Below are 13,730 nucleotides of genomic sequence, written 5' to 3'. Positions count from 1 at the left end.
GAAGGAACAAGCAGTGAAAGTGCTAAATCCAACCTGAATTTTTTAATGCAGGAGGAGTGGGCGCTTTTTTTGTTGTTATGAAGAAAGGAAGCTAATTATGCAATCAGCTACAATGGAATTTGATACAATTGCGGCGATTTCTACGCCGCCAGGTGAAGGTGCGATTAGTATTGTTCGCTTAAGTGGCGAGCAAGCAGTTGCTATTGCAAACAAAGTTTATCGGTCAGGCACTAAAGATTTAGCTAAAGTCCCCACGCACACGATTCATTATGGTCATATTGTTGATCCGCAAAACGATCAATTGATTGATGAAGTCATGCTTTCTGTGATGCGGGCACCGAAAACATTTACACGAGAAGACGTGGTAGAAATTAACTGTCATGGCGGCATTGTCGTGGTGAACCAATTACTGCAATTACTGTTACGTGAAGGCGCACGAATGGCCGAACCTGGGGAATTTACAAAACGTGCTTTTCTAAATGGCCGAATGGATCTTTCACAAGCAGAAGCAGTGATGGACTTAATCCGTGCTAAAACAGATAAAGCGATGAATGTTGCATTGAACCAATTGGATGGTAACTTGTCGGCGTTAATTCGTTCATTAAGACAAGAAATTTTAAATACTTTAGCGCAAGTAGAAGTTAATATTGATTATCCAGAGTATGATGATGTCGAAGAATTAACCACGAAATTACTTTTAGAAAAAGCCGAATTTGTGAAAGCACAGATTCAACAATTATTAACGACCGCTAAACAAGGAAAAATTTTGCGAGAAGGTCTAAGTACAGCAATTATTGGCCGACCAAATGTCGGGAAATCCAGTTTGTTAAACCATCTGTTACGAGAAGAAAAAGCCATCGTTACAGATATTGCTGGGACAACACGTGATGTCATTGAAGAATATGTTAACGTTCGCGGCGTTCCTTTAAAATTAATTGATACAGCGGGGATTCGCGAAACAGAAGACATTGTTGAACGAATTGGTGTCGAACGTAGCCGCAAAGCGTTAGCAGATTCAGATTTAATTTTGTTAGTCTTAAATCAAAGCGAAGAATTGACAGAGGAAGATCGTCAACTGTTGGAAGCAACGAAAGGATTAAAACGCGTTATTCTTTTAAATAAAATGGACTTACCGACAAAACTAGATCCTAACGAATTACAAGAATTAGTCCCTGCAGAAGAAATTTTATCCGTTTCGGTGTTGTCAAACACAGGCTTAGACCAGTTAGAAGCGAAAATTGCTGATCTTTTCTTTGGCGGCCAAACAGGCGAAAAAGATGCTACCTATATTTCTAATACACGTCATATTGCTTTGCTAGATCAAGCAGCGCTTTCGTTACAAGAAGTGATTAACGGCATCGAAGCAGGTATGCCAGTCGATTTAGTTCAAATTGATATGACCCGTTGTTGGGATTATTTAGGTGAAATCGTCGGCGATAGTGTCCAAGATGAATTAATTACACAGTTATTTAGTCAATTTTGTTTAGGAAAATAAGACAAGAGAGGAATTTTTTATGAATCAATATCAAGCAGAATCATATGATGTTATTGTCGTCGGTGCTGGACATGCTGGCTCTGAAGCAGCCTTAGCAGCCGCACGAATGGGCGTTAAAACGTTACTTTTAACGATTAATTTAGATATGGTTGCTTTTATGCCATGTAACCCTTCTGTTGGTGGACCTGCCAAAGGAGTTGTTGTCCGAGAAATCGATGCATTAGGCGGCGAAATGGGTAAAAACATTGATAAAACCTACATCCAAATGCGGATGCTAAATACTGGTAAAGGTCCAGCAGTGCGTGCGTTGCGCGCGCAAGCTGACAAACATGCTTATGCGACAGAAATGAAACATACCATTGAAAAAGAAGAAAATTTAACCCTTCGTCAAGGGATTGTTGAAGAATTAATCGTGGAAGATGGCGTTTGTCGTGGTGTTGTAACTTCAACAGGTGCCGCATACCGTAGTCAAGCAGTGGTGATTACTGCCGGTACTGCCTTGCGTGGCGAAATTATTATTGGTGAATTAAAATATTCATCAGGACCAAACAATTCACAACCTTCCGTTGGTTTAGCCAATCATTTAAAAGAATTAGGTTTAGAAATCGATCGCTTTAAAACAGGAACGCCGCCGCGAGTAAAATCAAGTACGATTGATTATTCTGTGACAGAGGAACAACCAGGCGATAAAGAACCCAACCATTTTAGTTACAGCACGCCAGATAGTGCCTACAATCAAAACCAAGAACCTTGTTGGTTAACTTATACGAATGAAACAACCCATGAAATTATTCAAAAAAATCTACACCGCGCCCCAATGTTTACTGGGATTGTTGAAGGTGTGGGCGCTCGGTATTGCCCATCCATCGAGGACAAAATTGTTCGTTTTGCAGACAAACCAAGACACCAATTGTTCTTGGAACCAGAAGGGTTGAATACCGAAGAAGTTTACGTCCAAGGCTTATCTACTTCTTTACCAGAAGATGTCCAAACAGAAATGCTTCATTCTATTGAAGGATTAGAAAAAGTAGAAATGATGCGTACAGGTTACGCCATTGAATACGATGTGGTAGTCCCTCACCAATTACGCCCAACATTAGAAACAAAGGTCATTGAGAATCTTTATACAGCAGGTCAAACGAACGGAACTAGTGGCTACGAAGAAGCTGCTGGTCAAGGCTTGATGGCAGGAATTAATGCTGCATTGAAAATTCAAGGCAAAGAGCCTCTTGTTTTAAAACGTAGTGACGGCTATATTGGCGTCATGATTGACGATTTAGTTACAAAAGGTACCAACGAACCTTATCGCTTATTAACGTCACGTGCGGAGTATCGTTTGATTTTACGACATGACAATGCGGACTTACGTTTAACAGAAATGGGTCATGAAATTGGCTTAGTCAAAGAAGAACAATATGCCGCCTATCTAGTCAAAAAAGCGGCTGTTGAAGCGGAAATTGCCCGCTTAGGCAAACATCGGATTAAACCAACCAAAGAAGTGCAAGCATTTTTGGAAACCAAAGGCGCTGCTGGCTTAAAAGACGGTATTTTAGCTAGAGATTTTCTGAAACGCCCAGAAATCAGTTATCAAGAAGTCGCTCAATTTATTCCCGCACCTGAAGAGGCGCTTGATCCAAAAGTGATTGAACAAGTAGAAATTCAAATCAAGTACGAAGGCTACATTAAAAAAGCCATGGAAAAAGTTGAGAAACTAAAACGCATGGAAGCAAAACGCATTCCAGAAAACATTGATTACCAAGCGATTAACGGCTTGGCTACAGAAGCAAAACAAAAACTACAAAAAATCCAACCAGAAACGATTGCCCAAGCAAGCCGTATCAGCGGTGTGAATCCCGCTGACATTAGCATTTTGATGGTCTACATCGAACAAGGAAAAATCGCGAAAGTGCAAGGATAATAAAAATTTGAAGCAGTTGCTTCTTCACGGATGATTGATTGTGAAGAAGCAACTGCTTTTTTGTTTTGAATTAGTCTACTTTTTTTTCTAAACTGCAAAAAAAGACTGTCTTAAATAATTTCACAAACTGACCTATACTGAAAGCGCAAACAAATGATAGGAGTGGAACAAATGACAGATTGGTTAGGAATTAAAGGAAAAGTAGTGATTGTTACAGGAGGCTCATCTGGTATTGGTCGCAGCATTGTTGAAAGCTTGTTAGCACAAGAGGTCTATGTCGCTAATTTTGATATTTCAGCATCAGAAACGCAACATGAGCATTTACTCTTTGTGAAAGTCGATGTAACTTCTCGAGCAGAAGTAGAAGCGGGTGTCGCTCAAGTGGTGGAAAAATTTGGAACCGTAGATGGCCTAGTAAATAATGCCGGAATCAATATTCCTCGTCTATTGGTGGATAAAAATCATCCTCATGGGCCTTATGAATTATCGGATGAGGTATTCGACAAAATTGTAGCCATCAATCAAAAAGGGCTCTACCTAATGAGCCAAGCAGTGGGCCGGATTCTTGTACAAAAACAAGCAGGTGTCATTATTAATATGTCTTCAGAAGCTGGATTAGAAGGATCCGAAGGGCAAAGCGCCTACGCTGCAACGAAAGCAGCGGTCAGCAGTTATACACGTTCATGGGCTAAAGAGTTAGGAAAATCAAACGTCCGTATCGTGGGGATTGCGCCAGGCATTATGGAAGAAACGGGCTTGCGCACTTTAGCATACGAAGAAGCATTGGCTTATACACGAAACATTTCTGTGGAGCAATTGCGAGCAGGTTATTCAAAAACAAGTACGATTCCATTAGGTCGTAGCGGAAAACTCCATGAAGTCGCTGACTTAGTATGCTATTATTTATCAGACCGTTCAAGCTATATTACAGGCATCACCACAAACGTAGCTGGAGGTAAAACAAGAGGATAGAGGTGGGAAAACTAAATGACGCTAGTAAATAGATGGTACCAAGTAATAAAATTACTAGTTGATCACAAAGGAATGAGCTTACAGGAATTGCAAGAGAAATTAGCCGCAAGTCCTCAAACAGTTCGTAAAAACATTGATACATTGAATGATGAATTAATCGGTATCGCCCAAATTATTCAGAAGGAAAATCTCTTTCAGTTAGAAATCAATAACTTTGAAGGTTTTGAAGAGGTTTTGTCTGGACGGCTAAAAAGGGAATCTGATTTTAATTCTTCAAGCAAGCGTGTTTCCTACATTATCAAACGATTAATAGAAGAAGATCAATTTATTTCAACTTATGATTTATCCGAAGAACTCGCCGTTAGTCGCGGCACAGTTAATAAAGACATTAAGCGCATGAAAGAGCTGATTGCTCCTTGGCAGGTTGCGGTTGTAGGCACGCCAAACCGTGGCATTCATTTAGAAGGAAAAGAGTTTGATTTACGCTTACTTCATGTGAATTACGTCCAAGAATATTTTGAAGAACAGTTTCTTCATGAAACTACCAAACAAATGATACAAAAAATAATCAAAGAAACAAGACTAGCGAAACAAGATAGTTTTCTTTTACGAAGAGTGGTTTCAATTGTTTTGCAGCGTGTTTTAGCTGGAAAACTCATTACGGAACTACCACCAGAATATGTTGATTATGTTCGTCATAACGAGCAGATTGAAGAACTGATGTATCACTTGGAAATAACCTATAATGTAACGTTAAGCCAATGGGAACGTTCCTTTATCAGCTTTCCTTTTAACATCAACACAAACCATATTCGTAATTCTTTATTGGCTGATGAAGGACTCTTAGCTGACTATTTTCAAAAAATGATGAAAAAAATTCATCATTCAGTTGTTGTTGAATTTGATGAGGACTTCTTGTTTTCAGAAATGAAAGATCATTTAAGAAACGTGATGAATCGACTCGTTTTTCATGTGGAATGTCACGATTTATTTTATGGAGAAATTGAACGTCAATATCCTTTGGCCTATGAATTAGCCAAGATTGGCTTGCAAGAATTGGGCCGTTTGTTAAATCGTTGTGTGCCGACGGTTGAATTTGGGTATCTCGCTTTGTATTTTGAACTAGCATTGAGAGGGAACTATGAAGCGGGAGCCAAAAAAGAAATCGCTGTAATCTGCAGTACAGGTCATGGAACGGCCTTGATCATTCAGCGGCAATTGGAAAAAGTTTTGGGTCCAGACGTCCAGATTGCCCATTTTTCTGAAGAAGAGGCAGAGAGAAGAGAATTGAATCAATATTTTGCTATTTTTACAACCATTCCCTTAAAAAATATTCGACCACAAACACCGATGATCCATTTAACTAATTTATTTAACGATACTTGGCTCAGAAATGAGTGGCAGAGAGCAAAAGAAATTCGTTCCGTGGAATCTCAAAATATTCATATGACCTATCAATTATTAGAGAATACTCAAGGTTACCGAGCGAATATCCAGAAAATGATTGCTGATTTAGAAGCAGAAAAATTAGTAGATCCCCAATTTATCAAACGAATTTTTACTAGAGAAGATCAACAAACAACTATTTTTGAATCGGGGATTGCCTTTCCCCATACAATTAATCAAGCCTTACCAACGATTATTTTATCGATTGGGGTTTTTGAAGAATCACTGGTTACATCAGAAGGTAAAGTTGATGTTATTTTGCTGTTGGGTATTCCAGAAGAGCTGACGGCCACTGTTGAAGCAGAGTTACTACAACTATATGACCGCTTGTTTACAATCGCAGGAGACGAACGTTTACGTAATGAGTTACGGAAGCAACGAGATGTTTTAGCAGTTAAAGAGTGGATGCAAAGGAAGGGGATTATCATATGAGTTTTATCTACGTATTCGGGGCGCTTTTTTTAACAGCTTACTTCGTTCAGATAGCTATGGGAATGAAACAGATTAAACACTTTAATCAAAACTACCAAGAATTACGACAATTAGGGAAAGTCGCGATTGGTCGACGTGCAGGGAAGTTAAAAGCAGGCACGATTATCTTGTTTGCTGTGGATTCACAAGGGAAAATCTTAGCCGCTAGAAAGATGCAAGGTGTCACCGTTCTAGCTAAATTTCATCCCTTACCTCAGTACGTGAACGAGGATATTCATTATATGGATCATTACCATCCACTCGTACAAAAGGAAAATAAATTAACCCAACAAGCGATGGAAAATGCACGAGAAATTTACTTACGTGTTGAGCTTGACAATTATCAAGAAACACAACCATTAACGCCGCTTAATGGAGCCAAAATTCAATGGCAATTATGGAAAAATAAAGTACAAACAAAATTGAAAGGAAGTGTCGAGTAATGTCTTATATTACAAAATTTGCGGAAGGATTTATGCACCTTTTCCAAACAGGAGCAGAAACATTTATTTCTTGGATGACAGGCATCGTACCTGTTGTTTTGATGTTAATGGTAGCTATGAATACTTTAATTGCTTTTCTAGGAGAAGAAAGAGTAACCAAAGTAGCCAAACTTTCTGCCAAAAATCCTGTTACGCGATATTTAGTGTTGCCTTTTTTATCCGCTTTTATGTTAGGCAATCCAATGTCCTTTACGATGGCACGATTTTTACCAGAATACTATAAACCTAGCTATTATGCTGCACAAGCGCAATTTTGTCATACCAGTAATGGAGTTTTCCCTCATATTAATCCTGGTGAATTGTTCGTTTGGTTAGGGATTGCGCAAGGGATTGATACGTTAGGACTAAATTCGATGGACCTAGCGATTCGCTATATGTTTGTAGGGATATTAATGAATTTTATTGGCGGTTGGGTTACCGATTTCACTACCGCCTATGTTTGCAAACAACAAGGAATTACCCTTAGTAAAACAGTAGAGATTGCTGTAGATTAGAAAGGAGCAAGGTGAGATGACGTACAATAGTATTAAGGTAGTTAAAGGAAATGGCGGTTATGGTGGGCCCTTAGTGATTACACCGACAGAAGAAAAACATAAATTTATTTATATTACAGGTGGCGGCGAGAAACCCGCAATCGTTGATAAAATCGTAGAATTGACAGGAATGGAAGCGGTCAATGGTTTTAAGACATCGATTCCAGATGATGAAATCGCATTAGCCATTATTGATTGTGGAGGCACTCTTCGTTGCGGAATTTATCCTAAAAAAGGAATTCCTACTATTAACGTTGTTCCAACTGGCAAAAGTGGTCCCTTAGCACAATACATTAATGAGACAATTTATGTTTCCGCTGTAGGCCCGAAACAGATTACATTGACATCAGAAGAAGCTGCTGCTGATACAGAAAAGCCCACCTCGAAAAAAACAGAATTTAAATATGATACAAGTAAAAAAATTACTGAACAAAAAGCGGAACAACAAAGTTTTGTTGCGAAAATTGGTATGGGTGCAGGAAAAGTTGTAGCGACATTCAACCAATCAGCCCGTGAAGGCGTACAAACGATGATCAACACAGTGATTCCGTTTATGGCATTTGTTTCTTTATTAATTGGTGTGATTCAAGGTTCAGGAATTGGTGAATTTTTTGCCAATATCATGGCGCCATTGGCAGGAAACATTGTGGGGTTAACAATTATTGGTTTTATTTGTTCTCTGCCGTTTCTTTCTCCTTTATTAGGTCCTGGAGCAGTAATCAGCCAAGTAATTGGTACGTTAATTGGTGTGGAAATTGGAAAAGGCAACATTCCGCCACAACTAGCTCTACCAGCATTGTTTGCTATTAATACACAAAACGCGTGCGACTTTATTCCCGTGGGCTTAGGCTTGGAAGAAGCTGAAGCCGAAACCGTTGAAGTCGGGGTCCCTTCTGTTTTATATTCTCGTTTCTTAAATGGTGCCCCTCGAGTACTAGTTGCTTGGTTAGCAAGTTTTGGATTGTATAGTTAAAAAATTTTTTTGGAGGATGGGAAATGTCAGTATTTACAACAAAGGTTCAGTCTATTGGACCAGAAGCCGAATTATTTAAAGAAGAAAAAATGGTCATCTTATTTGGAAAAGATGCACCAGATGCTTTAGCAGATTATTGTTATAACATTGAGGTTCAGCCAGTCACAGAAGCGATTACGGACAAGCAAACGTTAGTGATTGATGAACAAACTTACCAGATTACCGCTGTAGGCGAGGTAGTATTAACTAATTTAGACACATTGGGTCACATTACTATTAAATTTGATGGCGCAACAACACCTGAATTACCAGGTACATTATATGTTGAAGAAAAAGCTATTCCTGAAATAACTGTTGGTACAACAATCACTATTCTATAATTATCGTTTAAGGGAGGAACGTAAAAGATGGAATTTATGCTAGATACAATTAATCTTGAGGCTATTCGAAAGTATCAGAAAATTTTACCACTGGCAGGCGTAACGTCTAATCCTAGTATTGTTAAGCAAGCAGGAAAAATTGACTTCTTTGCGCAGATGAAAGAAATAAAAAAAACGATTGGACAAGCGAGTTTGCACGTCCAAGTGGTCGGTCAAACGACAGAAGAGATGCTAGAAGATGCCCAAACCATTGTACAACAATTAGGCCAAGAAACATTCATTAAAATCCCAGTCAATGAAGCAGGCTTGGCAGCCATCAAACAACTAAAGCAGGCAAATTATCGGATAACAGCAACCGCTATTTATACAGAATTTCAAGGTTATCTAGCGATTGCGGCAGGTGCAGATTATTTAGCGCCTTATTATAATAGGATGGAGAATTTAACAATTGATTCTCAAAAGGTTATTGAGCATTTAGCTGCAGAAATTAAACGGACGAACGCAAAGAGTAAGATCTTAGCTGCTAGTTTTAAAAACGTGGCACAAGTTAATCAAGCCTGTCAAATGGGGGCGCAAGCGGTCACTATCGCACCAGAACTCGTGACACAAGGCTTGGCAATGCCCGCCATTCAAAAAGCAGTAACTGATTTTCAGGAAGATTGGGTTGCTGTTTTTGGAGTAGAAACGGTAAACGAATTAGCATAAAAAGAACGAGAAGAAAAAGCGGTCATTTTTCTTCTCGTTCTTTTTTTGTTTCACATGAAACATCTACGATTATTCACTTGCTTAAAAATTAGACAATTTCCTTTATTTGTCAAAGAATTTCTTAAAAAAAAGGGTTATCTTTTGGGTATTTTTTTTGGTAGCAGTATGATGAGGGTATCAAATGATAGGAGGAAACGAGAATGAGATACACAAATGGAAATTATGAAGCATTTGCTCGACCAAGAAAACCAAAAGGTGTAGATGACAAGAGTGCCTACATCGTTGGTGGTGGCCTAGCAGGTTTAGCAACGGCTGTTTTCTTAATTCGTGACGGTCAAATGAAGGGCGAAAATATTCACATTTTTGAAGAACTCACGCTGTCTGGCGGTTCTTTAGATGGTAAATTTATTCCCCATGATGGCTTTGTCACTCGCGGCGGACGCGAAATGGAAAACCATTTCGAGTGTTTGTGGGATCTATTTCGTTCGGTACCATCATTAGAAGTAGAAGATGCCTCTGTCCTAGATGAGTTTTACCGTTTAGATTTAGATGATCCGAATTCTTCAAATTGCCGCATTATTCATAACCGTGGCGAACGTGTCCCAGATGATGGACAATTTACTTTATCCAAAAAAGCACAAAAAGAAATCGTTGATTTATTTATGACTTCTGAAGATCAATTAATTGGCAAAAAAATTGAAGATGTTTTCGGCGAAGAATTTTTTGAATCCAACTTTTGGATCTATTGGTGTTCAATGTTTGCTTTTGAAAAATGGCACTCTGCCATTGAAATGCGCCGCTACATCATGCGCTTTATCCACCACATCAAAGGTTTGCCTGACTTTACAGCCTTGAAGTTTACCAAATACAATCAATACGAATCGTTAGTGAAACCATTATTAAGCTTTTTAACCAATCAAGGGGTAGACTTTCAATATGAAACAACGATCAATGATATCCAAGTCGACATCAAAGGAGCTACTAAAGTTGCTCGGCGATTATTGCTGACACAAGCGGGCAAAACCAAAGAAATTCCTTTAACTGAAAATGATTTAGTCTTCGTAACGAATGGCTCAATTACTGAAAGTTCGACGCAAGGAGATCATCATACACCAGCACCAATTACTCATGAACTAGGGGGAAGTTGGAATCTCTGGAAAAACTTAGCAAAACAATCCCCAGAATTTGGGCACCCAGAAGTTTTCTGTGAAAATTTACCAGATGAAAGTTGGTTTGTCTCAGCAACGATTACGTGGGAAAATTTCGATATTGAACCGTATCTTTCTCGGTTAACACATCGTAAATTACGCACAGGAAAAATTGTCACAGGTGGTATTATTACTATCAAAGACTCTAATTGGATGATGAGTTTTGCTATGCATAGACAACCGCATTTCAAAGAACAAAATGATCAACAATCTATAACTTGGGTATATGGATTACTTTCTAATAAACCAGGAAATTATATTAAAAAACCAATCGAACAATGTACAGGCCAAGAAATTACGCAAGAGTTACTTTATCATTTAGGGGTCCCAGAAGGGGAAATTGAACGTATTTCAGAAGAATCGGCTACCACTATTCCGGTGTATATGCCGTTTATCACTTCTTACTTTATGTTAAGAGAACCAGGCGATCGACCATTAGTTGTACCAAACGGCTCTAAAAATCTTGCTTTCATTGGGAACTTCGCAGATACTGAACGAGATACGGTGTTTACAACAGAGTATTCTGTACGGACAGCGATGGAAGCTGTTTATCAATTGCTAGAGGTTGAACGCGGAGTACCAGAAGTGTTTGCTTCTGCATACGACTTGCGCGTCTTAGCAAACTCTGTTTATTATTTATCTGACAAGAAAAAATTAACAGAAATGGATATGCCGTTCGTGGAACGCAAAATGGTTGAACACTTTGTGAAGAAATTTGAGGATACGTATATTGGTGATATTTTAAGAGAAAATCATTTAATTTAGTTGAAAAAGCGAGTGTAAATCACTCGCTTTTTTTGTTAGATTATCAATTGTTGAATAAATATTCATTATTATGTATATTTATTTTGTGATTTTATGGATATTAAATATATAATATATCGAATGGAGGTAGAAAGTATACAACTTCGCAAAAAAATCTTAATTTCTGAAGAGACTTTTTCAAAATTTTGTTGAAAAGAAGGCGCATTTTTACCATAGTTTCTTCACATTTAACGGCTATTATTTAAACATACCCGATAAACAAAACCCTAACAAAACACTTTTTCATTTTTTAACTCCTCCGCCCGCCCTTCCCCAAAGGGCGGGTTGTTTTTTTGCGTTAAAGCAGTTGGCATTTTGCGGGGAAAGGATTATCATTATAGAAGAAGTATATAGAAAAAGGCGGCGAGAAGATGGGACGTTGGCAAGAATTACAACAAGCAATGAGTGCTGGTGTAGAGGCGGCGATTGATGCTGGCTGGGACCGCCAAGCTGTTTATGGTTTAGTGGAAAGCGCCATAAAAGACACGCGTTTCTTGCCACTTGAGCAAGCGAAAACAGCAGTCGCGGAACTGTTTTCTGAAGTGGAAGAAGTGGGCTCTTCAGCGTATGAGCGATTATTTCGCTTTTCGGCTTATCGTCCGCAAGAAAAGCTCTCGTTACTGTTATGGCAATTAGGTGCAGTGTTGGATCAGCATGGCATGTTGCAATTAGTAGGACCTTATCGTTTCTCGAAGACGATTGCACCGCATGCGACGTTTTGGGATTTGTTGGCAAAAACAGTTCAAAAAGCCTATCCGTTAGGTCTTCTTGGGAGCTTTAATCAAGAGAAAGCGAAAAAGATACATCAATTAAGAATGTATATTGATCGTCAAAATATCACGTATATCCGCGATTTTTTTAAACAAGAAGGGGACACCGATGAACAGGCATTAAAACGCTATGTTTTTGCGGCCAAGCCGCAAGGGATGGGCGGGCGGAAGCTGAAAAAAAGCTCTGCTCGTTTGCACAACAAATACCCTGAGGGGGCATCTTATTCTTTAATTAATAAGAAACGATTGACGCCTAATTTTCACAGTGAGTTTATTTTGAATGAAGAAGGGACCTTTGTAACCCAGTGGGATGTGTTAGTTGAGGACTGGCGAGGCAGATTAATTAGTAATCCAGCCTATTATCAAGCGGCCAAAAACAGTGAATACCAGGAAAAAGTCTTGAATGGTGAATCGTTTAATTATGCAAATCGGAATAATCGTACCCATGAATTACTAGATAGTTCACCACCAGGGAGATTTGATCATCAATTACGAAAAACAGCCAAAAAAGGTTGGTTAAGTCCCCGTATCCAAGAATACGACTACCGCAGAGAACGACAAATAAAGTGCGATGATTATAGTAAGTAAAACAAGCCAATGTTTCACATGAAACATTGGCTTGTTTTAATCTTAGAGAAAGGCGGTTTTCGTTGCCGCCAATTGAACATTTTGGCCCATGGCTAGAGACTTTTTACCACATAAAAAGGCGGTTTTTTCTTTTATCATTCAGGCAAAAATCTTCCGAAAAGCATTGCAAGAAATTGCTATTTGCGTTAAAGTAGGAAAAGATGATTGTGAAACATTTTTCTGTTTCACAAAAAAGGAAGGAGTCTTTATGCTACCCGAAGAATTTAGACAACTATTAGCCGCAAAAGGCATTGAATTGACAGACCAACAGATGACACAATTTGACCAATATTTCCATTTATTAGTAGAATGGAATGAAAAAATGAATTTAACAGCCATTACAGAAGAAAAAGAAGTTTATTTGAAACATTTCTATGATTCTGTTTCGTTGGCATTCTTTGAAGATTTTGCCAGTGACAAAGCCATTTGTGATGTTGGCGCAGGCGCAGGATTTCCAAGTATTCCTTTGAAAATTGTTTTTCCTTCATTAAATGTCACAATTGTTGACTCTTTAAATAAACGAATTACTTTCCTAACAGAGTTGGTGAATCAACTAGGTTTGGCTAATGTTTCTTTGTATCATGATCGTGCAGAAACATTTGGTCAAAAAGCAGAATTTCGTGGCGCGTTTGATTACGTTACAGCGCGAGCAGTTGCACGGTTGAATGTTTTAAGTGAACTGTGTTTACCATTAGTTAAAAAAGAAGGCTATTTTTTAGCCTTAAAAGCATCGAAAAGTGAAGAAGAAATTAATGAAGCAAAACCTGCAATCGCTACATTAGGCGGTCAATTTCAAAAAGAAGTTGATTTTACTTTGCCGATTACGGCAGACGAACGCCACATTGTCGTGATTCAAAAGAAAAAAGAAACCCCTAAAAAATATCCCAGAAAACCTGGATTACCAAATAAACAACCGATTAAATAA

The 13,730-nt window shown here is 38.6% G+C and carries 12 protein-coding genes; all 12 read left to right on the top strand.

All coding sequences use genetic code 11. The annotated features are described in order from the left end of the window. Positions 1 to 97 precede the first annotated feature (97 nt). The 12 genes from mnmE to rsmG all read left to right on the top strand — a co-directional run bounded on the left by mnmE (position 98) and on the right by rsmG (position 13,730). Entirely contained in the window at positions 98 to 1,495 is a 1,398-nt protein-coding gene (gene mnmE, locus MKZ30_RS12740) for a tRNA uridine-5-carboxymethylaminomethyl(34) synthesis GTPase MnmE (RefSeq protein WP_002355989.1), read from the top strand. Positions 1,496 to 1,514: 19 nt separating this feature from the next. After that, positions 1,515 to 3,413: a tRNA uridine-5-carboxymethylaminomethyl(34) synthesis enzyme MnmG gene (gene mnmG, locus MKZ30_RS12735; RefSeq protein ID WP_002355988.1), complete on the top strand. Its 1,899-nt coding sequence runs from the start codon at positions 1,515 to 1,517 to the stop codon at positions 3,411 to 3,413. 171 nt (positions 3,414 to 3,584) lie between these two features. Then, entirely contained in the window at positions 3,585 to 4,385 is an 801-nt protein-coding gene (locus tag MKZ30_RS12730; protein WP_033601319.1) for an SDR family oxidoreductase, read from the top strand. Between the two features lie 15 nt (positions 4,386 to 4,400). After that, on the top strand, positions 4,401 to 6,263 hold the full coding sequence (locus MKZ30_RS12725) for a BglG family transcription antiterminator (protein WP_033601318.1): 1,863 nt from the start codon (positions 4,401 to 4,403) through the stop codon (positions 6,261 to 6,263). Next, positions 6,260 to 6,745 (top strand): transcriptional regulator GutM, encoded by a 486-nt coding sequence (locus MKZ30_RS12720; protein WP_249958772.1) that lies wholly within the window; start codon positions 6,260 to 6,262, stop codon positions 6,743 to 6,745. Before MKZ30_RS12725 ends, MKZ30_RS12720 begins: the two co-directional genes overlap by 4 nt. Further along, positions 6,745 to 7,299 (top strand): PTS glucitol/sorbitol transporter subunit IIC, encoded by a 555-nt coding sequence (gene srlA, locus MKZ30_RS12715; RefSeq protein WP_002355983.1) that lies wholly within the window; start codon positions 6,745 to 6,747, stop codon positions 7,297 to 7,299. Before MKZ30_RS12720 ends, srlA begins: the two co-directional genes overlap by 1 nt. A gap of 16 nt (positions 7,300 to 7,315) precedes the next feature. After that, complete coding sequence (srlE, locus tag MKZ30_RS12710; RefSeq protein WP_002355982.1) at positions 7,316 to 8,311, top strand: PTS glucitol/sorbitol transporter subunit IIB; 996 nt, start codon at positions 7,316 to 7,318, stop codon at positions 8,309 to 8,311. A 23-nt stretch (positions 8,312 to 8,334) separates the two neighbouring features. Then, positions 8,335 to 8,691 carry a PTS glucitol/sorbitol transporter subunit IIA gene (locus MKZ30_RS12705; RefSeq protein ID WP_002355981.1) on the top strand — a complete coding sequence of 119 codons (357 nt, stop codon included), beginning with the start codon at positions 8,335 to 8,337 and terminating at the stop codon, positions 8,689 to 8,691. 27 nt (positions 8,692 to 8,718) lie between these two features. Next, on the top strand, positions 8,719 to 9,396 hold the full coding sequence (locus tag MKZ30_RS12700; protein WP_002408131.1) for a fructose-6-phosphate aldolase: 678 nt from the start codon (positions 8,719 to 8,721) through the stop codon (positions 9,394 to 9,396). A 200-nt stretch (positions 9,397 to 9,596) separates the two neighbouring features. Next, complete coding sequence (locus MKZ30_RS12695) at positions 9,597 to 11,369, top strand: oleate hydratase (RefSeq protein WP_002361446.1); 1,773 nt, start codon at positions 9,597 to 9,599, stop codon at positions 11,367 to 11,369. A 410-nt stretch (positions 11,370 to 11,779) separates the two neighbouring features. Beyond that, positions 11,780 to 12,766, top strand: a complete 987-nt coding sequence (locus MKZ30_RS12690) for a DUF3114 domain-containing protein (protein WP_202566659.1) — start codon at positions 11,780 to 11,782, stop codon at positions 12,764 to 12,766. Positions 12,767 to 13,013: 247 nt separating this feature from the next. Continuing rightward, positions 13,014 to 13,730, top strand: coding sequence for a 16S rRNA (guanine(527)-N(7))-methyltransferase RsmG (gene rsmG / locus MKZ30_RS12685; RefSeq protein ID WP_010777313.1), 717 nt, complete (start codon positions 13,014 to 13,016; stop codon positions 13,728 to 13,730).

Source organism: Enterococcus sp. LX10 (genome assembly GCF_023539285.1).
In the GTDB taxonomy this organism is placed as follows: Bacteria; Bacillota; Bacilli; order Lactobacillales; family Enterococcaceae; genus Enterococcus; species Enterococcus faecalis.
This window is presented reverse-complemented; position numbering and strand designations above follow the sequence as displayed.